Here is a 22,333-nt window from a genome sequence, read left to right on the forward strand (position 1 = left end):
GGCTTATTAAACTTGTGCCTTGTTACCGTGATCTTCTAACCATTGACGGCGATCTGATGAACGCTTTTTGGCTAGTAGCATATCCATCATTTCCATTGTTTGCTGCTCCTCATCAAGAGTGAGTTGCACTAAACGACGAGTATTAGGGTCCATGGTAGTTTCACGCAATTGTAGCGGGTTCATTTCACCCAAACCTTTAAAGCGTTGTACGTTTACTTTGCCACGTTTTTTTTCTGCTTCTATGCGCGCTAAAATACCGGTTTTTTCATCTTCATCCAGCGCGTAGTAAACATCTTTACCAATATCAATTCTAAATAACGGTGGCATAGCAACATACACATGGCCAGTTTTAACTAATTGTGGGAAATGGCGTACAAATAAGGCACACAGTAAGGTGGCAATATGCAGTCCATCGGAGTCAGCATCCGCTAATATACATATTTTATTGTAACGTAGTCCCGACATATCGGTTGAGTCAGGGTCTATACCTAGCGCAACTGAAATATCGTGCACCTCTTGAGAGGCCAAAATTTGCCCTGATTCAACTTCCCAAGTATTTAAAATTTTACCTCTTAGCGGCATAATTGCTTGGAACTCACGATCTCGTGCTTGCTTTGCCGAGCCGCCTGCTGAGTCACCCTCTACTAAAAATAATTCCGTGCGGTCATTATCCGCAGCGCTACAATCGGTAAGCTTACCCGGTAGTGCTGGGCCTGATGTTACTCGCTTACGTACTACTTTTTTAGCCGCACGTAAGCGTCGTTGCGCATTAGAAATACATAATTCAGAAAGTAGCTCTGCGGTGTCAGTGTGCTCATTTAGCCACAAACTAAAGGCATCTTTTACTACACCCGATACAAACGCAGCACATGAACGTGATGAGAGTTTTTCTTTGGTTTGGCCTGCAAATTGTGGGTCTTGCATTTTAACCGACAACACATAGCTACAACGCTCCCAAATATCGTCTGGGGTAAGCTTTACGCCACGTGGTAATAAATTTCTAAACTCACAAAATTCACGCATCGCCTCTAAAAGTCCTTGGCGCAGGCCATTTACATGGGTGCCCCCTTGCGCGGTAGGAATTAAGTTTACATAACTTTCGGCTATCGACTCACCACCTTCTGGCATCCATACTACCGCCCAATCAGCGCCTTCAATAGAGCTTGAAAACTCACCCACAAATGGGTCTTTAGGTAGTATTTCGTAACCTTTAACGGCTTCAATTAAGTAATCTTTTAAGCCTGTTTCATAAAACCATTCTTGGGTTTCTTTCGTTTGTTTATTTACAAACTTAATACGCAAACCTGGGCATAAAACCGCTTTGGCTTTTAATAAGTGGTTAAGCTTAGTCAAAGAAAAATTAGCGGAGTCAAAATAGCTGGTATCTGGCCAAAAACGAACCGTAGTACCGGTGTTGCGTTTACCCACTGAGCCAATCACATTTAAATCTTCAACTTTATCGCCATGCTCAAAAGCCATTCTAAATTGCTGTGCATCACGGCGAACCGTTACTTCCACGCGGGTAGATAGCGCATTAACAACCGAGATACCTACGCCATGCAAGCCACCAGAAAATTGATAGTTTTTGTTTGAAAACTTACCGCCAGCATGCAGCTTAGTAAATATTAACTCAACTCCTGGAATACCTTCTTCTGGGTGAATGTCAATTGGCATACCTCGGCCATCGTCACTCACCTCAAGCGAATTATCTTCATGTAAAATGACATCAATGCGTGTTGCGTGCCCAGCCATTGCTTCATCAACACTGTTATCAATAACCTCTTGGCCTAAATGGTTTGGCCTTGTGGTATCTGTATACATGCCAGGGCGGCGTTTTACCGGCTCTAATCCATTAAGTACTTCAATGGCTTCGGCGTTATAATTTTGTTGAGTCATAGTTTTTATCTTTATATACGCTAATATCTGATTTTAAGAAAATCGACAATGCTTGAAAAAGCTCGCTCAAAGCCATTAAAGCTATGATCGCCGCCAAATTCAATTAACTGTTTACATTGTGAGTAATACTTTATTGCGTGCTGAAAATTTAACACTTCATCCCCTGTTTGCTGTAATAAATACAACAGCTCAGGGTGTTTTAACTCTGTCACCGTTAATGCTTTTAACGCATCTATATGACGAGATTGTAATTGGTAATTATAATCTTGATACGGATTATAATTAGGCCCAAGTATAGGCTCTAATAGTGTATATGGGGCAACGGCAGGATTAATTACCACCGCAGGAATTTGATAACGCTGCGATAAATACGTGGCAAAAAAACCACCTAACGAGCTGCCCAATAATACGGTATTCGGTGTTAATAGTTGTTCAAGCGCTATAATAGCCTCTACAGGCTCATGATTTAAACGCGGCACACAATAATCAACATCATAGTGTGCCATAAGCTCACCAAAGCGCACAGCTTTATATGATTTTTCAGAGCTATTAAAACCGTGAATATAAATTACTCGTTTAACCATACCACGTCCGAGTGTATATGTAGCTGTTGTTGCTCAGCATTTAAATACAGCATTCGATAAGCTGCCCCTTTATTTTCTTGCTGCCAAGTCGCACTGTGTTTACTAAATTGCACGCAGCTGGCTGGGGTAGCGTAAACATTAAGCCCTCTAAACTGCTGTTGATAGTCATTATGGACATGCCCATGAAACAGCGCATCAACGCAGCCATTATTAACTAATAAATTTAATAATTGCGGCCCATTTTCTAGCATGTGTTTGTCTAGGTAGCCATTAATAGGCAGTGGGTTGTGATGACAAAATGCAATATGACGATTGCTTGAGTTAACTAAGCACGCCATGATTTCATCTAAATGTGTGGCGCTGACCCACCCTGCAGGCGTTTCACCTTTAGAATTAATTAATATCAGTTCAATCCCTTGCGCCACTATATGTTTAGCGTGTTGTATTTGCCCGCCACTAATTAAATTAAGCTGTTCAATCTCATCATGGTTACCAGGCACCCAAAATACCGGGCAATCAACGTCACTATTATGAATAAGTTCTGCAAATAATAAATACGAATTAAAGCTGTGATCTTGCGTTAGGTCACCACCAAATATCAACGCATCCGGCTGCTGCTTTGCAATATCAGCTAATGCCTTAACAAAATGATCTGCTGTATTAACGCCAAAGTATTCAGCATTTTTATCACTAAAAAGGTGACAATCGGTTAGGTGTGCAATTCGAAGCCTAGTCTGTTCAAAATAATAAGTGTCATCAAACCAAGCCATTATTTACATCCCAATTCAGTGTTGATTGACCTCTTTCAACACACGCTACTAACCAATCATACAAAAAAGCATTTAACTGATACTTTTCATCTTTTTGATGCATTTTAGGGTTAGGGTAACCATAAGAAGGCTTTATTCGTTGGTGGTAGTCATGATGAACAATTTCAGCCACCTTCGCATCATTGTACAAACGTACTGTTAAATACAGCGGAGCAATGCCAACGAGCATGCCATTTAACTGTTTAATAGATACATCGAGTGTGTACTTGGCACTATCATCTATATGGATTACAAATTCACTGTGGCCTAATTTAACTTCTCTTACATTACCAATCACTCGCTCATGAGGCAGTAATTTTAAAAGGCGTACGTAATTATGCTCACAAAGCGTTAAATACTTTGGAAGACTTTGAATATATCGATTAGTGGTTAAAAGTGCTGTCAAAATACCGCCATTACTATTAAAAATTAAAAACTATGCCCACTTTTTACGTATCTTATCGCGATTTAGCGCTAACCATTGCAAGCAAATTACGGTAGCGGCATTATCAATTTCACCACTATTAAGTCGCTGCAGTGCTTCGTCTACGTGCATAATATGGGTTTTAATATCTTCACCTTCGGTTTCTAACCCAAAAATGCCGGTGCTCATTTGGCTTAAATCGGCATGAGCTAAATATAAAAACAAACGCTCTGTGGTTCCACCTGGGCTAGAAAGATAAGACAACATAAACTCAAGCTCGGTTAAATTAAGCCCGGCTTCTTCAAACGCTTCCTTTTTAACAACCGACTCGTAATTTTCGCTGCCATCAGTCATGCCCGCTATACATTCTAACAGCCACGGCGAGTGTTTGCTTTTAATTGCGCCAATGCGAATTTGTTCTATAAGCAATACTTGCTCAGTCACTGGATCATAAGGAAGTACCGCAACCGCATCGCCACGCTCTAAAATTTCTCGACGAATAACCTCAGACTCTCCACCAGCAAACAGAGCATGCTGAAATTGATAAAGGTTTATTTTAAAAAAACCGCTATACAGGTTTTCAATCGGTTTTAATCTCACATCATCATGGGTAAATTGAATACGACTTTTATTCGCCATGTTTTTCTATTTCCTTTTTGAAAGCGCCGATACATCAACGTCTTGATAGCCAGTCCCAGTAAAACGCTAAATTGAGCGAATGGGGTTTGTTGGGTATATATTCTGTTACACTTGAAAACGTTGTTTTACTAATTTTTTTTTTAGTTATGAAGTAAAACAGGTTAACATGCCTGTAGTACAAAAATTGTCTAAGGACCGAACATCACATGAAAAAGAACATCCTTGCAGCACTGGTTAGTTTATCATGCGCATTGGGCTCAACCGTAGCCAATGCAGAAGATTTACTTCAAGTTTTTGAAATCGCAACAGCCAACGATCCTACCGTTTTAAAAGCAAAAGCCCAAGCCGATGCACAATCATACCAAAGCGATCGCGCTATGAGCGCACTATTACCGCAAATTGGTTTGACCATGAGTTACGATAAAAGCGACTCAAGCTCTTTTCAAAGCGTAGGCGATTTATCAAACCAAGTTAAAGTAGAAAGTGAAACCGATCAATTCAGACGCGGCATTAGTTTAAGCCAAACGTTATTTGATTTAGGCGCATGGAATTCATTAGGTATTGCCGACAAACAAGCACTTCAAGCAAGCGGCCAATACGACTTTGCCAAGCAAAACCTAATTGTGCGTGTTGCTGAGGGCTATTTTAACGTACTTAGCGCTATTGATAACCTTGAATTTGTACAAGCTGAAAAACGTGCTATTGAGCGCCAACTTGAACAAACTAAACAGCGTTACGCTGTAGGTTTAACGGCTATTACCGATGTACATGAAGCACAAGCACAATTTGATAACTCAGTAGCGCAAGAGATCATTGCTAATAATGCGGTAGAAACAGCCCGTGAGCAGCTACGTGAGATCACCGGTAAGTACCACGCAAAACTAGATATGTTAAACACTAAAACATTTTCTACTGTTAAGCCAAGTACGCCTGCAACTGATTTAGTTAAAATAGCTAAAGACAAAAACTTAAATCTGCAAGTATCAAAAATAACGGTTGATATAGCTAAAGAACAAATTGAACTCGCAAAAGCAGGTCATTACCCAAAACTAACGTTAAATGCTAGCTACGGCGACTCATTAACAGATAGTGAGTTAAATGGCGCTAGTTTTGACGACCAGCCTCGTTCAGATTCAAGCTCTATTGGACTAAACTTTAGCGTCCCACTTTATTCAGGGGGTGCAACAGTTGCTGCAACTGATCAAGCACGTGCATTTTACGTTGCTGCAAGCCAAGATTTTGAAACCGATTATCGTGCAGTAACTCGCTCTGTCATTACTTCTTACAATCAAGTGGTATCTGACATTGCGACATTTAAAGCGCTTGAACAAGCTGTTATTTCAGCAGAAAGTGCATTAAAAGCCACTGAAGCGGGTTTTGAAGTAGGTACACGTACTATTGTTGATGTACTGATCAGTACGCAAAACTTGTACAATGCAAAGCGTAACCTTGCTGATGTACGTTATCGTTATGTTGTATCAACGCTTCGCTTAAAACAAGCAACAGGAACATTGAGCCGTGAAGATTTAGTGGGTATAAACCAAGGGTTAAATACCGTTAACTAAACACACGACTTCATTATAAATAATCACTAAAGCCAGCTTTTTGCTGGCTTTTTGTATTTTTAAGCACATAGCGTTAAACTAGGGTCTGTTGACCTTTCAAGGTTTAATTTGCAGCAGCCTGTTTGGTATTTAGGCAAGGCAAAGCTTATGTGGTGTGGTTATTCCCCATAAATAGGCGATAACGCAGCATCAATGCCAAACAGGCGCTGCCCGAAGGGTTCTGCCTAGGGGCGATTTACTCTTTGTTGCTCGGTTTTTACTTAGCCCACTAGGTTACAAACCTCGCGCCGCTATTAAACCGCCCCTAGTTTGAACAAATATTAATCCGCAAAGGTCAACAGACCCTTGCCTTTTATTTTTAGAGAAAAATTTTTGTGGTTAACTCATCCCCTTTTAAAGCTTCTTTTTTAGGTCCTCGTTACTGGCTAACCTGGATTGGTGTTTTGTTTTTATATCTTATTTCATGGTTACCACAAAAACTACAATTAGCTATGGGTAAGCAGCTCGGACGCTTGGTTTATAAGTATATGAAACGCAGAAGGCACATTGCTGAGGTTAATATTAAGCACTGCTTTCCAACAATGAGCGAAGCCGAGCAACAACAGCTGGTACTTAAGAACATGGAAAATACTGGTATTGCAATGGTTGAAACCGGTATGGCTTGGTGGTGGCCACAGTGGCGGGTCAAAAAAGTATTGGGATCACTAAAAGGACTTGAACATTTTGAGCGCGTACAACAATCAGGAAAAGGCGTTTTATTACTTGTTCCACATATACTTCACCTTGAAATGGCAAGCCGCGTAATGGGATTGAAGTGCCAAGGTATTGGTTTTTATCGCCCACATAATAACCCGCTTATGGAATATTTTACCACCAATGGACGCCTTCGATCTAACGAGTACATGGTTGGTAAAAAAGATGTTAAAGGACTATTGAAAGCATTAAAAAATAAAAAAGTTTGTTATTACTTACCTGATCAAGATTATGGCCGTAACCGTTGTGAATTTGTGCCTTTTTACGCAGTTCCCGACACAGCAACGACCACTGGCACACTGATGTTTGCGGGTAGTAAAAACTGCGAAACAATGAGCCTAATTACTCGTCGTGATGAGAAAGGCCAATATCATTTAGAAATCGTGCCTGAGCTTGAGCACTTTCCAAGCGGTGATGATAAAGCCGATGTAAGGCGTGTTAATAAGCGCATGGAACAATCAATAAATGCAGCCCCTGAACAGTATATGTGGCTACATAGACGTTTTAAAACGCGCCCCAATAAAGACGCCCCGTCTTTTTATTAAAGATGGGTTATTAAAATAACAAAGATGAGTGACAGCCATGTGGTTTTGGATTAGATACATACTTTTAGCCTTATTGTTAATTGGTGCAGCCATTTACTTTTTACTAAATGGTACGTCGTCACTTAATTATCAACAAACCACTAACGCGGCAGCTGAAGGGTTGTCTCGTTTTTATGCGTCAATTCGCGATAAAATTAGCGTTAATAAAGATAACGAAAAATTTGTAATTGAACTTGAGAAACCCGATCTTAGTCTCGATAGAGCACTGAACCAACGCTCTTTTGTAGTAGAGCCTATGCCTTTGAATTGGAGTGGAGAAGTAGGGCCTCGTCGCTTTCAACGTGACTCAACCTTACGTACTGTACTAACTCAATATGCGAATAACGAAGGGGTTACTTTAATGTGGTACTTAGACAAAGATTACGTTGTTAAAGATCACTTTCGCATAGATAGCAGTTTTAACTCCGCTTTATACCGCGTTAGCCGCTCTATAAATGATGATTTTTCAAATGAGGTGTATGCGTTTTTCTGCCCTAAACAACGTGCAGCGGTCATTACCGAGCTACCGTCTGAATTTGTACGTACAAACTGTTTAAAGCTAAGTAATTAACTAGGGTCTGTTGACCTTTCAAGGTTGAATTTGCAGCAGTCTGTTTGGTATTTAGGCAAGGCAGAGCCTATGAAGTGTGGTTATTCCCCATAAATAGGCGATAACGTGGAATAAATGCCAAACAGGCGCTGCCCGAAGGGTTCTGCCTAGGGGCAATTAACTCTTTGTTGCTCGATTCTTACTTAGCCCACTAGGTTACAAACCTCGCGCCGCGATTAAATTGCCCCTAGTTTGAACAAATATCAATCCGCAAAGTTCAACAGACCCTTGGCTTTATAGGCGCTCAATAATAATCGAGCGCCTACGTATTTATTCAATTTAATTCAAAAATAGCCTGCCATATCGACGTTACATTTTTAATATCTTCACTAAAATCTTCACGTTTTACGCAGCGACCTTGCTGATCTAGGCTCAACACATGATAGCGTGAACGATAATCTATATAGGCTTTAATAAGTTGCTGTTTTTGTGTGTCTGTAATGCAACCAATTTTAGCCGCGTCCGTTAAAATTCTGACATTGTCAGAATTATCGCATAAATGGGTAAACTCATGAGCGTGCTTTAATACTAAGTATTGAGTCATAAACTCAATATCAGTCATCGCCCCCACGTCTTGTTTTAAATCAAACTGCTGCTCGTTGCCTTTGGCTAAATGACCACGCATTTTTTCGCGCATTTTAATTACGTCGGTTTTTAGCAGTTCAACATCACGTTTTTGACACAATATCTCGGCGCGAATTTGTGCAAAGCGCGTCACTAGTTCAGTTTGGCCTAAAATTAACCTCGCCCTTACTAAAGCTTGATGTTCCCACGTCCACGCTTGGGTTTGTTGATAATGATTAAAACTCTCTAAGTTAATCGCTAATAACCCTGATGCGCCCTCTGGACGAAGGCGAGTGTCTAATTCATATAAAATACCTGAGGCTGTACGAGTATTAAATAAGTGCATTAACCGCTGCGCTAGCTTTAAATAAAACTGCCTTGAGTCAATTGCCTTGTCGCCGCTGGTATAGCTGGTACCGTCATGGTTATGGACAAAAACTAAATCGAGGTCAGAATCATAGCCCACCTCAAAACCGCCGGTTTTTCCATACGCAATAACAGCAAAGCCTTTATGTTCATCGTCAGTATTAGGTGGCATGCCAAAACGTTTAACACAATGATACCAAGCAATATTAACAGCCTGATCAACTATTGCTTCTGCAAGTGCAGTTAAGTGATCGCTTACTTTCATCACATCAATAACACCAGTGGCATCTGCGGCGGCAATCCGTAACTGATGGGTTTGTTTAAACTGACGTAATGCTTCCATTTGTTGTTCAAGATCGTCATGTTCAATACGTAAAAAATACTGTCTTATTTCATCTTTGTACGCTGTTAATGGGGTCGGTTTATATAGTACTGCAGGGTCAATAAGTTCATCGAGCAAAATGGGGTACAATGAAATATGCTCACCAATCCACTTGCTATGGCAGCAGAGCAAAACTAACTGTTTTAACGTTCCAGGGTTTTCATACAACAGCTCTAAATATGCGGTTCGCGAAATAATTTTATTTAATATTTGGCATACCGTTGTAAATGCACTGGCACTGGCATTAAAGTCGTTTAATTGTTTGAGCAATGCAGGCATTAATTTATCAAGAATATCGCGTCCACGATTACCCACTTTGGCTTTAGATAGCCGTTGTTTAAAGTCATTTAATGGTGTTTGCCACTCATCTCTGGGATCATTTAAAAAGCTAACATCGCCATGATCCCAAGTACTTATAAACGCGCCTTCACAGGTATCAAGTGGTTCGGTTTCTTCACCAATTACCTGAATAAACTCATTATGAATTTGCGCCATTACCTGCTCTATTTTCTCAATAGCTGAGCCAAAATCACCTTGGTTCAATAACACATTCAACCGTTGCTGATTTAGCTCATCATCAGGCAGAGTTTGTGTTTGCTGATCATTAAAAATTTGCAGGTATTGCTCTACCCTACGTAAATAAAGGTAGTTATTTTTAAGCCCGCTGGCCTCATGTTCATCAATCACTTGGCTAACTGTTAGCTGCTCTAATGCAGTTAATAAAGATTGTGTTTGTAAGTTAGCTTCTCTGCCGCCTCTGACCATTTGCAATGCTTGAACAATAAATTCAACTTCGCGAATGCCGCCACCGCCTAATTTAATATTATTAGTTAAGCGCTTACGACGCACTTCTTGGGCAATCATGAGTTTCATTTTTCTAAGCGATTCAATCACTGAAAAATCAATATAACGGCGATATACAAAAGGCCTCAGCAAGGTATTAAACTCCTGCCAATAAATGTTAGGCGTGCCAATTAAGCGCCCTTTTAACATCGCGTAGCGCTCCCAATCACGTCCTTGCTCTTGGTAGTAATCTTCAATGGCATTAAAGCTCATCACCAACGGGCCACTTTCACCAAATGGGCGCAGGCGCATATCAACCCGAAATACTTGGCCATCTACGGTGCATTGGTTCAGTGCTGTAATTAGCTTTTGAGCCACTTTAGTATAAAAAACAGATGCTTCGAGCGAGCGACGTCCCCCTTGGGTTTTAACGTTGCGGGGGTATGCAAAAATAAGGTCTATATCAGATGAGTAATTGAGTTCTTGCCCACCTAACTTCCCCATGCCTAGTACCATTAATGGTAAAGAATTTTTGTCTTCATCTAATGGTTCACCATTAGTTTTAGCAACATTTTTGTAGGCCCATTGGTTGGCACTATCTATAAGTTTATTAGCTAGTTCACTAATGTATTTAATACTATCCGCGATTGAGTTTTCACAACACAAGTCTAAAAATGCGACTTTTAGCCAGTATTTTTCGCGATATTGGCGCAGTAATTGATGACATTGCTGCTCTTCTACTTCATTTATATTAAGCGTTGCAAAGGGATCTGAAATTTCTCTATTGTTAATTTCAACGTCGCATAGCAACCAAGATAACAGCGAAGGTTGAGAACTTAAGCTGCGCCAAGCAAAATCACTTAACGCTAATAAACGCACGATTTGCTGCTGGATTTGTTGTTCGGGATACAGCGCGGCAAAACGCGTTTCACCCAGTTTTTGTAATTCAATAGGAAGCTGCGTGTCGTTACTCATCAATACCCTCTTTTATCTCACCAATAACCATACTAGAATGGTTAAAAACCTATCAAGGTAAATCTATTTAGGAACACCATGTCATACTTGTCATTATCTAACACTAGTTTAGTTGCGATTGCTATTAGTTTTGTGGTTATTTGTATCATTATCATTAGTTTAAGAATTGTTACTCAAATAAAAGCAAAACAAGCACTTAAAGAAGAATTAGCGCAACATGATAACTTTGCAATGGGGATTAGTTTTGCCTCTGAAATATCAGTAGTGATCGCCACGATGGCATTTTTGTTTGATGAAATAAGTATTAGCACGGCTCAATCAAATCCACTAAAAGTCATTTTATTAATTGTGCTGTTATTTTCGTTTATAAAAATGGGGCATTTAATCCATCGTAAATGGATATTACGCCGCTTTAATGAAGAAGCTGCCATATTAAAACAAAACGTTTGTGCGGCGCTGGTTGATTCAGGGATGCTGATTGCTAACTGTATTTTAGTACTGGGTTTGTATACGTGGACACACACTCAGGGCTTTAGTAATTTATTAATAGCCTCAGTAAGCTTTTTTGTTTTACAAGGCCTATTTGCCCTAGACAGTAAAATACGCGAAAACCGCTTTGCTAAAGCCAATCAAGGGGCTTCGTTGCAAAGTAACTTTGGTTTAGAAAATACCTCAATTGGTATTCGCTATGCGGGTAAGTCAATAGGCTTGGCACTTGCCGCGTATGCTGGTTTATCAAGTGCGGCGTTTCAAAACGGTAAAATGGTAGAAAACTTATTTACTTTGGTAATGCATTGCGGTGTGATGTGGCTATTACTATACTGTTTAACGTATATAATAAAAATTATCTCAATGCCAAATATCGATACCGCACTTGAAGTCGATCATCAGGATAATATTGGCATTGCCTGTATTGAATTTGCTGTATTTTGTGCTATTGGTTACTTATTGATAAGTATGTTTTCAATTTAGTACCAAACACGTTAAATTTAGCCGTTGCTAAACGTCCCTATTTAATTGTTTGGTAAAATTAACAGGGACTTTAGGCATATGGCAATTAAAACAGGAAGTTATCTATTAATTGATATAGATAACGAGTTCAGCCGATCATTTGTAAAACAGTATATTAATACCAATGATGCTGCTAAAAAAGACATTGTAATAGCCGGTGCGAATACGCAAAAGCTAGTTAAAATGATGTTTGATGAACTCGTTAAAGATTATTGCTATTGCGATATTGAGAACGAAATCAGTATTTCAGAGCTCGCCAGCTACCTCCACGAACACCACAATGTTCAAGGCGTGTTATTTAATCAAACAGATTATTTGCTCGCCGATGATAAACAACGCTTTATTTATAATTCATTACATGAAAAACGCTATATTATCAGTCAAACCAATCATGGTTATGACATTAAGCCTATAAATGAAGAGTGTCATTCAAATCATTTGTCCTGTCATACCGATATAGCTCAAACCGCACAAGCGCTAGCTGAGCTTGCTGCCCCTGAATCTGAAAAATAAATAATTGCACCCAAGCCTTTGCTTACTTACCATAGAGGGATATAACTTCTATGTAAAAAAGTGATTTGCCATGCGAGTGCCTCATATTTATCAATCATCTGCGATTGCTGTTAATACCCCTTTAAGCCTTGACGATGATGCTGCAGGGCACATAGGTCGAGTGTTGCGCATGAAAGTGGGCGAACAGGTTTCTATTTTTAACGGTGAAGGCGGAGAATTCCTCAGTGAAATTATTGAGGTAAGTAAAAAGAGCGTGGTTGTTATGCCGCTTGAATTTAACTCTCATGACGTTGAATCACCATTAAAAATTCATTTAGGCCAGTGCGTATCTCGTGGTGATAAAATGGACTTTACCATTCAAAAGTCGGTTGAATTAGGGATCACTGAAATCACCCCTATTTTTAGCCAGCGCTGTGGCGTAAAACTAAGTGGCGACCGCTTAGAAAAAAAACACCAGCAATGGCAAAAAATAGCGATTGCCGCAGCAGAGCAATCTGGGCGCAACTTTGTGCCAACAGTACACTCTCCCGTTGATTTAAAAAGCTGGCTTGAACAGCAAACAGCTGCCATTAAATTAACTTTGCATCCTCGCGCCGAACACAGTATTAAAACCATTACCATTCCCGATGACGGCGTACGCTTTTTAGTAGGGCCGGAAGGCGGATTTACTGACGATGAAATAGCGCAAACAAAACAACAAGCGTTTGTAGATATTCGCTTAGGCCCGCGCGTTCTTCGCACAGAAACAGCGGCATTAACCGTTTTAAGCGCACTACAATTACAATTTGGCGATTTAGCTAATTGAAATAACTAAAAGCACCCACATATCAAGGTTACAGTTGTAAAAAACACATAAATTAAGGCACAGCGCATGGCAATTAAGTTAGGTATTATTTCAGATCCTATTAGTGGGTTTAACATTAAAAAAGACACCGGTTTTGCAATGATGCTGCAAGCGCAAACCCGTGGCTACGAAATTTACTATATGGAAATGGATGATTTATCGCTGCGTAAAGGTAATGCCTACGCCACAGCGGCCAAAGCACAGGTTTTTGATAACACAGAAAAATGGTATCAGCTTGAAGAAAAAACCAGTATTGCGTTGGCTGATTTAGACGTTATTTTAATGCGTAAAGATCCGCCTTTTGATACTGAATATATCTACGCAACCTATATTTTAGAACGTGCAGAGCAAGCCGGTACTTTAGTTATTAATAAGCCGCAGAGCTTGCGCGACGCCAATGAAAAATTATTTACAGCTTGGTTTAGTGAGCACACACCTGATACATTAGTTACGCGCAGCCAAAAGCAAATCCGTGAATTTTTAGCCGAGCATAAAGATATTATTTTAAAACCACTGGATGGCATGGGCGGTGCTTCTATTTTTAGAGTGAAAGCAGATGATGCCAATATTGGCGTAATATGCGAAACCTTAACCGAGCATGGCAGTCGCTTTGCTATGGCGCAAAATTACATTGAAGAGATCACTCAAGGTGACAAGCGCGTATTGGTTGTTGATGGTGAAGTTATTCCTTATTGCTTAGCGCGTATCCCACAAAACGGCGAAACGCGCGGTAACTTAGCCGCCGGCGGACGTGGTGAAGCACGGCCAATTAGTGAGTCAGATCTTAAAATTGCTCAAGCAGTTGCCCCTACATTGAAAGAAAAAGGCTTAATATTTGTTGGTTTAGATATTATTGGCGATAAGTTAACTGAAATTAACGTAACAGCCCCAACCTGTGTTAAAGAAATTGAGGCCGCTTACGATATTTCTATTACTGGCATTTTATTTGACGCTATAGAGAGAAAACTTAGTAAATAATATTAAAGCCATACCAAACTTTGAGCGGTGGCGCTTCTATAATCACCGCTTAAAGTTGAATAAATTTTTAGTGTTAAAACATGGGACTATGCCATACTCAAGATTCAATAACTAAAAGGGTAAAAATTATGCAGTCATTAGAAAATCACTTTTTAATCGCAATGCCATCAATGCAAGACCCTTTTTTTAAACGTGCTGTCACTTATATTTGTGAACACAATGAAGAAGGCGCTATGGGACTTGTTATCAATCAACCGATTGATGTTACCGTAGGTGAATTACTCGATAAGATTGATATTGACAACGATAAGTCTCAACATGCTGCGCAAGTGACAGTGTATGCTGGTGGGCCAGTTAAAACTGATCGTGGTTTTGTGCTACATTCACCAAAACCTGGGTACTCGGCAAGCCAAAAGCTGAGCAGTGATATTATGATCACCACCTCAAAAGATGTGTTAGCCACGTTAACTACCGCCCAAGCACCCGAACAATTTATAATTACCTTAGGTTACTCTGGTTGGGAGCAAGGCCAATTAGAGCAAGAACTACTTGATAATAGTTGGCTAATTATAAAAGCCGACCCTAAAATAATTTTTGATACTCCCGTAGAAAAACGCTGGGAAATGGCAGTTTCTATGCTTGGTTTTGATATTGGCCAACTAAGCCCAGAAGCTGGACATGCTTAGGGTCTGTTGACCTTTGCGGATTAAAATTTGTTCAAACTAGGGGCGGTTTAATCGCGGCGCGAAGTTTGTAACCTAGTGGGCTAAGTAAAAACAGACCCTAATAACATAAAAGATAAACATGACTAAAAAAACTCTAAAACCGCAGGGTGAACGCACTGTAATGGGATTTGACTTTGGTACTAAGAGTATTGGTATTGCAATTGGTCAAGAATTGACAGGCAGCGCCACCAGCTTAAAAGCGGTGAAAGCTCAAGATGGCATCCCTAATTGGGATGACATTGCTGTGCAGGTAAAAGAGTGGCAACCTGATTTAATGGTGGTTGGCCTACCGCTTAATATGGATGGCACCTCACAAGAGGTTACATTTAAGGCTAAGAAGTTCGCCAACCGTTTGCATAACCATTACGGTATTGCGGTTCATACTCAAGATGAGCGCCTCACGACCGCTGATGCTAAAGCACGATTGTTTGAACGTGGCGGTTATAAAAACTTAGGTAAAGGCAACGTAGATAATATGTCTGCGGTGATCATTTTAGAGAGTTTTTTTGAAGCCAGTTATGGTGAATAAATTGATTTAACAAAAAAAGCGCCTTGGGCGCTTTTTTTTATGCGTGGATTTACACTAGGGGCAATTTAATCGCTGAGCGAGCTTTGCAGCCTAGTGGGCTCGATAACTGCTCCTGCTTTATTCTACTGGCTTACATCCAGTAAGAATAAGTAAAAACCGAGCAAAGCTTGCGCCCTGCTCACGCACCTTTACTACATCCATGTAGGCAAAAAATTAGGTCATATTACCTTTATCATCAAGGCCATCAATGGTTACACCTTGTAAAAAGCCTGCTCCCTGCTGCTCGTTATTACGCAGTTTTATCATTAAGCGTAAATCATTTGGTGAGTCTGCATGATGCAGTGCATCGGCATAGTTAATCCGTTGCTGTCTATATAGCTCAAATAAAGCTTGGTCGAAGGTCTGCATGCCCACTTCAGTTGATTTGGCCATAGTCTCTTTAATGCCACCAATATTGCCGTTTTTAATCAGCTCACTCACCATTGGCGTATTCAATAACACCTCAATAGCTGCAACGCGCCCTTCACCGTCAGAGGTCGGGATCAGCTGCTGGGCAATAATAGCGCGTAAGTTTAATGCTAAGTCATATTTAAGCTTGTCGTGCTTTTCTTTTGGCACTAAGTGCATAATACGGTCAATCGCTTGGTTAGCATTATTAGCGTGCAAAGTGGCAACACATAAGTGACCAGTTTCGGCAAAGCTTAACGCATATTCCATGGTTTCTTGCGAACGAATCTCACCAATTAAAATAACATCTGGCGCTTGGCGTAAAGAGCTTTTTAGTGCTGACTCAAAGCTTTCTGTATCTAAGCCCACTTCACGTTGGGTAATAATACTTTTTTGGTGCTCATGCACAAATTCGATTGGATCTTCTATGGTTAGAATATGCCCGCGCTGATGGCGATTTCTATAACCAACCAGTGCCGCCAGTGATGTTGATTTACCGGTTCCCGTACCACCTACAAATAATACCAGGCCTCGCTTTGACATAATGACATCGGTTAGTGCCGAGGGTAACCCCAGCTCTTTTACATCGGGTATTTTGGTCACAATCCGGCGAATAACCATCCCCGCTCTATCACGTTGCCAAAATGCCGAAATACGAAAGCGCCCTTCGCTGGTCGCAATCGCAAAGTTACACTCTTTAGTGTTATGAAACTCAGCTTTTTGTTTTTCACTCATTGCCGACTCAACCAACGCCAGCGCTTGCTCATCGGTTAGTTTGTCATCATTAAGAGGGGTGAGCTCGCCATTAATTTTGGCGCTAATAGGCAGCTGGCTTGATACAAATAGATCAGAGCCTTTTTTGTCGATCATTATTTGTAAAAAATGATTCAAAGATAAAGTCATAATAATTCCTTAAGCGCTAAACTGCGTCTTATCTTGCGCTTTTGCATGCGCCGCAATATGAGTGATGATGCCACGGTTAACAAGGTTTGTTAAACATTGATCCATAGTTTGCATGCCCTGCGACGCACCGGTTTGAATTGATGAGTACATTTGAGCAATTTTATCTTCACGAATTAAGTTACGAATAGCAGGCGTTGCCAACATGATTTCGTGTGCAGCCACTCGCCCTCCACCGACCTTCTTGATCAGTGTTTGTGAGATAACCGCACGCAATGATTCTGAGAGCATAGAGCGGATCATGTCTTTTTCTTCACCTGGGAATACGTCAATGATACGGTCAATGGTTTTAGGTGCCGAGGTGGTATGCAAAGTGCCAAACACTAAGTGACCAGTTTCAGCGGCAGTCATAGCAAGGCGAATAGTTTCTAAATCTCGTAATTCACCGACCAAAATAACATCGGGATCTTCACGCAACGCACTTCGCAGGGCGTTAGAAAAACTATGTGTATCGCGGTGAACTTCACGCTGGTTAATTAAGCTGAGTTTATTGTCGTGCACAAATTCGATAGGATCTTCAATGGTCAGTACATGATGATGTTTAGTTTGATTTATATAATCAACCATGGCTGCAAGTGTAGTCGACTTACCTGAACCCGTAGGACCCGTGACTAATACCAGACCTCGTGGATTATCTGAAATTTGTTTGAATATTTCCGGCGCGCCCAAATCTTCAAGTGTCAGTACGTCACTAGGTATGGTACGGAATACGGCAGCAGGACCACGATTAGAGTTAAAGGCATTTACACGAAAACGTGCTAAATTAGGGACTTCAAAAGAAAAATCCACTTCGAGATTTTGCTCATAGTCCTTACGCTGGTTATCGTTCATAATGTCATAAACCAGACTGCTGACTTCTTTATCTCCAAGTGCTGGTATATTAATACGTCGCACATCACCATCAACACGTATCATAGGTGACACCCCTGATGATAAGTGCAAATCTGATGCTTTATGTTGCACACTAAATGCCAATAATTCGGTGATATCCATTTATGACTCCACAACTAACTGATAAATATATGGTTACAATAGCAGAACGACTCACATCCGCCTACGCTAGAATTGCAGAGGCAGCGCAAAATGCGCAGCGTAACAGTAACGACATTACGTTACTTGCAGTATCTAAAACCAAACCCGTCTCTGATATTATGGCAGCTTATGAGCAAGGGCAACGCCAATTTGGTGAATCTTATGTTCAAGAAGCTGTAGATAAAATAGCGCAACTAGGCACATTTAGCGATATTGTTTGGCATTTCATTGGCCCCATTCAGTCAAATAAGAGCGCCTTAGTGGCTAACCACTTTGACTGGGTGCAAAGTGTTGATAGGCTCAAAATAGCAAAACGCTTAAATGCTCAGCGTCCACAGGAACTACCCGCACTTAATGTGCTAATACAAGTTAATATTAGCGCAGAAGAAGCAAAGTCGGGCTGTGCAGTAGAAGAAATTGACCAATTAGCACAATTTATAAGTCAATGCTCGCAATTAAAACTGCGCGGACTAATGGCTATTCCTGCAAAAAGTGACGATGAAAACACGCAAACTCAATATTTTGAGCAATTACAAACTTGCTTTGATAAACTACAGACCCAATATCCTCATATAGATACGTTGTCGATGGGGATGAGTAACGATGTAGAAGCTGCCATAGCGGCAGGTTCAACCATGGTGAGGATCGGCACAGATATTTTTGGAACACGAACTTAAAAGGTGATAACAGACATATGTCAGATAAAAAAATCGCATTTATAGGCACAGGTAATATGAGCTACGCCATCATTGGTGGCATGGTAAAAAACGGCTTTAACGCAAACAATATTATTGCGACTAACCGCAACCAAGAAAAACTAGCTAAGGTAGCCGCGGATTTCAAAGTGCAAACCACCAGTGACAATAACGAAGCTATGCGCGATGCAGATGTCATTGTTCTGTCTGTTAAACCACAAATGATGGGCGACTTATGCCAATCATTTCAAGATTCAGGCATCGACTTTAGTGATAAATTATTTATCTCAGTTGCTGCGGGCCTAACCGTTAAACGCTTACGTGAAATGCTTGGCCAAGATGTGAAAATGGTGCGTTGTATGCCAAATACACCGTCGTTACTTGGCCGTGGCGTATCGGGCTTGTATGGCGCTGGCGAAACGCAAAGCGAACATGAATTTGTACAACAAGTATTTGAGTGTACCGGCATTGTAGTATGGGTAGAGCAAGAGTCACAAATAAATGACGTGATTGCTGTTACCGGCTCTTCGCCAGCTTACTTTTTCTTATTTATGGAAGCGATTGAAGAAAAAGCGAAAGCATTGGGCTTTAATGATGAAGACGCGCGTCGCTTAGTACAGCAAACAGCGCTAGGCGCAGCTGAAATGGCACTTAGCCAACCAGATATTAGCATTTCGCAACTGCGCGCCAATGTAACCTCAAAAGGCGGTACCACGCATGCAGCTGTTGAGCATTTAAAAGCGCAAGGTTTAACCCAAACTGTGGGTGATGCAATGGATGCGTGTATTGCGCGTGCAGTGCAAATGGAACAAGAACTTTAAAACCATTTTTTATTGAAGGTTATACTATGAATGCCATGCAATTTTTAATTAGCACCTTGTTTGATCTATTTTTAATGGTGGTACTACTGCGTTTTTGGCTACAGTGGGCAAAAGCCGACTTTTACAACCCGATGAGCCAATTTGTGGTCAAAGCCACTTCGTTTGCAGTTAATCCACTGCGAAAAATCATTCCAGGGCTGGGCGGGCTTGATTTAGCCTCTTTGTTACTGGCATTTATAGTAGCGGCTGCAAAAATAAGTACATTAATGTGGCTTATTTATAGCTCTTGGGCTATTCAACCTGTACTTATACAGGCGCTAATAACTGTTTTAAAAGAAGGTTTAAATTTAGTCTTTTGGGTGTTAATCATCCGCGCTATTTTAAGCTGGGTAAGCCAAGGCTATAACCCAATTGAAGCGGTATTCCATCAGCTAACTGAGCCAATGTTAAAGCCAATCCGTAAAATTTTACCGCCATTGGGGGGATTAGATTTATCGGTATTGGTACTGATTATCGGCATTCAGTTTTTACAAATGCTGCTAATGGACCTTTTAGCTTAAGCATAACGTAATATAAAAGAGGCCTAGCGCCTCTTTTTTATATATTCAGGAGTTAACCATGCAACGTTTAATCAAGTTTTGTTTTATTGCTTGTCTCGCTTTAGCATTTAATGCACACAGCGCTCAAGAACAAGGCGCCCAATACAAAGAACTAGGCCCTTGGCAAGTTCATTACATAGCCTTTCCATCAACGTTTATTCAACCACAAATAGCTAAAGCCTATGACCTTGAGCGTAGTGGCTATAAAGGCATTGTTAATATTTCAATATTAAAAAATAATGCAGATAAAGCCGCTCAAAAAGCAACATTACAAGGTACCGCTAAAAACTTATTAGGTAACAAGCAAACCCTTAACTTTAAAGAAGTCGTTGAAGGCGATTCAATTTATTACCTAGCACAAGTAGATTACACCAACGAAGAGATTTTACGTTTTGAAATTGAAATCCAACAAGGTAATCAGTTTCAAACATTAAAGTTTAAGCAAAAATTTTACGTAGATTAAATATGACCAACACCTTAGTTCTTGCAACCGGCAACCCCGGAAAAGTGAATGAGCTGGCTAACATGCTCAGCTCACTTAATATTAATGTTGTACCGCAAAGCGACTTTAATGTCAGTGACGTAGACGAAACAGGCACCACGTTTGTAGAAAACGCGATAATTAAAGCGCGTCATGCGGCTAAAATTACCGGACTGCCTGCTATTGCAGATGATTCAGGCTTAGAAGTTGATGGCCTGAATGGCGCACCCGGTGTTTACTCTGCTCGTTTTGCAGGAAATAGCGCAAGCGATCAAGATAATATCGATAAATTACTGGCTGATTTAGGCAACAACCCTAATCGCAGCGCTCGCTTTTGGTGTGTGTTGGTACTAATGCGTCATGCCGACGACCCTACTCCACTTATTTGCAGTGCTAGCTGGGAGGGCGAAATTACCCTTAGCCAACACGGTAAAGGTGGCTTTGGTTACGATCCTATCTTTTTTGTACCATCAGAAAATTGTACCAGTGCAGAGCTTACAAAAGAGCAGAAGAATGCACTAAGTCACCGTGGGCAAGCACTTAATAAATTACTACAAGAGTTACAACACAAAGGCGGCCTGTGAACCTTCCTCCACTGAGTTTATATGTGCACGTGCCTTGGTGCGTGCAAAAATGCCCTTACTGCGACTTTAATAGCCACGGGCAAAAAGGTGACATCCCTGAAGCTGAATATGTACAGCACTTAATTGACGATTTAAAAGCTGATTTACACTTAGTACAAGGGCGAAAAATTCACAGCATTTTTATTGGCGGCGGCACGCCAAGCCTATTAACCGGCGCGGCATACACCCGTTTACTCAATGAAGTAGATAGCCTCATAGGCCTAGCCGATAACTGTGAAATAACCCTTGAAGCAAACCCCGGCACAGTCGAAACTGGCCGTTTTAAAGATTATGTAAAAGCAGGGATTAACCGTATCTCTATTGGCGTGCAAAGCATGCAAAATGATAAGTTAAAAGCCTTAGGCCGAATTCATGGTGCCGATGAGGCCTGTTATGCAGCACAACAAGCTAGTGAAGCAGGGTTGAATAGCTTTAACCTTGATTTAATGCATGGCTTACCAGGGCAATCCCTCAATGACGCACTAAGTGATTTAAAACAAATTATTGCCCTGAGCCCACCACATATTTCTTGGTATCAGCTCACCATTGAGCCTAATACGCAATTTGCTTCAAAACCGCCCACGTTGCCACAAGATGAAACCTTATGGGATATTCAAGAACAAGGCCAAGCATTATTAGCACAAGCAGGCTATCAGCAATACGAAATATCAGGATATGCAAAACCGGGCTTTCAATGCCAACATAACTTGAATTATTGGCGGTTTGGCGATTATCTTGGTATTGGCTGTGGCGCCCATGGTAAGGTTACTGATTCGAAAACGGGGGTGATAACACGCACTGAAAAGGTTAAACACCCACGGGGCTACATGGACATTATTAAGCCCTACTTATACAAAAGCTGGCAAGTAGAACAAGACGACTTAGCGTTTGAGTTTTTTATGAATCGCTTTCGTTTAACAGAGCCATGTCCGATTGAAGACTACAGTGCACTGACTAATCAGCCATTACAAAGCCAACAAGCGGCTTTAAATAAAGCTATTAACACAGGTTTATTAATAGAAAAAGACGGCCATTGGCAAGTAAGCCTTAAAGGCCATCGCTTTTTAAATGACCTGCTAGAATTGTTCGTATAACGCTTTTGGCGTTATGCGCATGTAAAGTAAATACATGAAAAATTAAA

General features: G+C 40.7%; 23 protein-coding genes. 15 read left to right on the top strand and 8 right to left on the bottom strand.

Annotated features, from left to right (window positions below; genetic code table 11):
- Positions 1-6: 6 nt before the first annotated feature.
- Genes parE through B1F84_RS12965 form a run of 5 tightly spaced genes read right to left on the bottom strand, consistent with a single transcriptional unit; the run spans position 7 to position 4,352 of the window.
- Positions 7-1,896 carry a DNA topoisomerase IV subunit B gene (parE, locus tag B1F84_RS12945; RefSeq protein WP_024600809.1) on the bottom strand — a complete coding sequence of 630 codons (1,890 nt, stop codon included), beginning with the start codon at positions 1,894-1,896 and terminating at the stop codon, positions 7-9.
- Between the two features lie 20 nt (positions 1,897-1,916).
- The gene (locus B1F84_RS12950; protein WP_010391565.1) at positions 1,917-2,480 is read right to left on the bottom strand and encodes a YqiA/YcfP family alpha/beta fold hydrolase; all 564 of its coding nucleotides are present in this window, start codon (positions 2,478-2,480) and stop codon (positions 1,917-1,919) included.
- Positions 2,465-3,250 (bottom strand): metallophosphoesterase, encoded by a 786-nt coding sequence (locus tag B1F84_RS12955; RefSeq protein ID WP_076918438.1) that lies wholly within the window; start codon positions 3,248-3,250, stop codon positions 2,465-2,467. The genes B1F84_RS12950 and B1F84_RS12955 overlap by 16 nt, the downstream gene beginning before the upstream one ends.
- The gene (locus B1F84_RS12960) at positions 3,237-3,695 is read right to left on the bottom strand and encodes a DUF1249 domain-containing protein (protein ID WP_131691670.1); all 459 of its coding nucleotides are present in this window, start codon (positions 3,693-3,695) and stop codon (positions 3,237-3,239) included. The genes B1F84_RS12955 and B1F84_RS12960 overlap by 14 nt, the downstream gene beginning before the upstream one ends.
- Positions 3,696-3,725: 30 nt before the next feature.
- Entirely contained in the window at positions 3,726-4,352 is a 627-nt protein-coding gene (locus B1F84_RS12965) for an NUDIX domain-containing protein (protein WP_131691671.1), read from the bottom strand.
- A 206-nt stretch (positions 4,353-4,558) separates the two neighbouring features.
- Here B1F84_RS12965 and tolC point away from each other — a divergent pair, with 206 nt between their 5' ends.
- From tolC to B1F84_RS12980, 3 genes are all read left to right on the top strand, one after another.
- Positions 4,559-5,917 carry an outer membrane channel protein TolC gene (tolC, locus tag B1F84_RS12970; RefSeq protein ID WP_131691672.1) on the top strand — a complete coding sequence of 453 codons (1,359 nt, stop codon included), beginning with the start codon at positions 4,559-4,561 and terminating at the stop codon, positions 5,915-5,917.
- 374 nt (positions 5,918-6,291) lie between these two features.
- On the top strand, positions 6,292-7,215 hold the full coding sequence (gene lpxL, locus B1F84_RS12975; RefSeq protein ID WP_131691673.1) for an LpxL/LpxP family Kdo(2)-lipid IV(A) lauroyl/palmitoleoyl acyltransferase: 924 nt from the start codon (positions 6,292-6,294) through the stop codon (positions 7,213-7,215).
- A 37-nt stretch (positions 7,216-7,252) separates the two neighbouring features.
- Positions 7,253-7,825, top strand: coding sequence for a toxin co-regulated pilus biosynthesis Q family protein (locus B1F84_RS12980; protein ID WP_076918443.1), 573 nt, complete (start codon positions 7,253-7,255; stop codon positions 7,823-7,825).
- 313 nt (positions 7,826-8,138) lie between these two features.
- Here B1F84_RS12980 and glnE read toward each other — a convergent pair whose 3' ends face one another.
- Entirely contained in the window at positions 8,139-10,934 is a 2,796-nt protein-coding gene (glnE, locus tag B1F84_RS12985) for a bifunctional [glutamate--ammonia ligase]-adenylyl-L-tyrosine phosphorylase/[glutamate--ammonia-ligase] adenylyltransferase (RefSeq protein ID WP_131691674.1), read from the bottom strand.
- A gap of 78 nt (positions 10,935-11,012) precedes the next feature.
- On the opposite strand from glnE, the gene B1F84_RS12990 reads away from it, so the two are divergent.
- The 6 genes from B1F84_RS12990 to ruvX all read left to right on the top strand — a co-directional run bounded on the left by B1F84_RS12990 (position 11,013) and on the right by ruvX (position 15,534).
- On the top strand, positions 11,013-11,906 hold the full coding sequence (locus B1F84_RS12990; RefSeq protein WP_008110578.1) for a hypothetical protein: 894 nt from the start codon (positions 11,013-11,015) through the stop codon (positions 11,904-11,906).
- Positions 11,907-11,984: 78 nt separating this feature from the next.
- Positions 11,985-12,458, top strand: a complete 474-nt coding sequence (locus tag B1F84_RS12995) for a hypothetical protein (RefSeq protein WP_131691675.1) — start codon at positions 11,985-11,987, stop codon at positions 12,456-12,458.
- A gap of 70 nt (positions 12,459-12,528) precedes the next feature.
- Positions 12,529-13,263, top strand: a complete 735-nt coding sequence (rsmE, locus tag B1F84_RS13000; RefSeq protein WP_131691676.1) for a 16S rRNA (uracil(1498)-N(3))-methyltransferase — start codon at positions 12,529-12,531, stop codon at positions 13,261-13,263.
- Positions 13,264-13,329: 66 nt separating this feature from the next.
- Positions 13,330-14,280, top strand: coding sequence for a glutathione synthase (gene gshB / locus B1F84_RS13005; RefSeq protein ID WP_131691677.1), 951 nt, complete (start codon positions 13,330-13,332; stop codon positions 14,278-14,280).
- 128 nt (positions 14,281-14,408) lie between these two features.
- Positions 14,409-14,966 (top strand): YqgE/AlgH family protein, encoded by a 558-nt coding sequence (locus B1F84_RS13010; protein WP_008113323.1) that lies wholly within the window; start codon positions 14,409-14,411, stop codon positions 14,964-14,966.
- A 118-nt stretch (positions 14,967-15,084) separates the two neighbouring features.
- Positions 15,085-15,534 (top strand): Holliday junction resolvase RuvX, encoded by a 450-nt coding sequence (gene ruvX / locus B1F84_RS13015; RefSeq protein ID WP_008113324.1) that lies wholly within the window; start codon positions 15,085-15,087, stop codon positions 15,532-15,534.
- Positions 15,535-15,747: 213 nt separating this feature from the next.
- Here ruvX and B1F84_RS13020 read toward each other — a convergent pair whose 3' ends face one another.
- Together B1F84_RS13020 and B1F84_RS13025 are read right to left on the bottom strand one after the other, a co-directional pair.
- Positions 15,748-16,884, bottom strand: coding sequence for a PilT/PilU family type 4a pilus ATPase (locus tag B1F84_RS13020; protein WP_008113325.1), 1,137 nt, complete (start codon positions 16,882-16,884; stop codon positions 15,748-15,750).
- Positions 16,885-16,893: 9 nt separating this feature from the next.
- Positions 16,894-17,934: a type IV pilus twitching motility protein PilT gene (locus B1F84_RS13025; RefSeq protein ID WP_008113326.1), complete on the bottom strand. Its 1,041-nt coding sequence runs from the start codon at positions 17,932-17,934 to the stop codon at positions 16,894-16,896.
- A 2-nt stretch (positions 17,935-17,936) separates the two neighbouring features.
- Between B1F84_RS13025 and B1F84_RS13030 the strand changes: the two genes are divergently transcribed.
- From B1F84_RS13030 to hemW, 6 genes are read left to right on the top strand one after another with little or no spacing between them, the layout of a single operon-like run.
- Positions 17,937-18,650 carry a YggS family pyridoxal phosphate-dependent enzyme gene (locus B1F84_RS13030; RefSeq protein ID WP_008113328.1) on the top strand — a complete coding sequence of 238 codons (714 nt, stop codon included), beginning with the start codon at positions 17,937-17,939 and terminating at the stop codon, positions 18,648-18,650.
- Positions 18,651-18,667: 17 nt separating this feature from the next.
- Positions 18,668-19,489: a pyrroline-5-carboxylate reductase gene (proC, locus tag B1F84_RS13035; RefSeq protein WP_008113330.1), complete on the top strand. Its 822-nt coding sequence runs from the start codon at positions 18,668-18,670 to the stop codon at positions 19,487-19,489.
- Between the two features lie 26 nt (positions 19,490-19,515).
- Entirely contained in the window at positions 19,516-20,049 is a 534-nt protein-coding gene (locus tag B1F84_RS13040; RefSeq protein ID WP_008113334.1) for a YggT family protein, read from the top strand.
- Positions 20,050-20,107: 58 nt separating this feature from the next.
- Positions 20,108-20,551 carry a DUF4426 domain-containing protein gene (locus B1F84_RS13045; protein ID WP_010391596.1) on the top strand — a complete coding sequence of 148 codons (444 nt, stop codon included), beginning with the start codon at positions 20,108-20,110 and terminating at the stop codon, positions 20,549-20,551.
- A 2-nt stretch (positions 20,552-20,553) separates the two neighbouring features.
- On the top strand, positions 20,554-21,153 hold the full coding sequence (locus tag B1F84_RS13050) for an XTP/dITP diphosphatase (protein ID WP_075169837.1): 600 nt from the start codon (positions 20,554-20,556) through the stop codon (positions 21,151-21,153).
- Positions 21,150-22,286, top strand: coding sequence for a radical SAM family heme chaperone HemW (gene hemW, locus B1F84_RS13055; RefSeq protein WP_131691678.1), 1,137 nt, complete (start codon positions 21,150-21,152; stop codon positions 22,284-22,286). The genes B1F84_RS13050 and hemW overlap by 4 nt, the downstream gene beginning before the upstream one ends.
- Positions 22,287-22,333: the final 47 nt, after the last annotated feature.

The sequence above is a fragment of the Pseudoalteromonas sp. DL-6 genome (assembly GCF_004328665.1).
GTDB lineage: Bacteria > Pseudomonadota > Gammaproteobacteria > Enterobacterales > Alteromonadaceae > Pseudoalteromonas.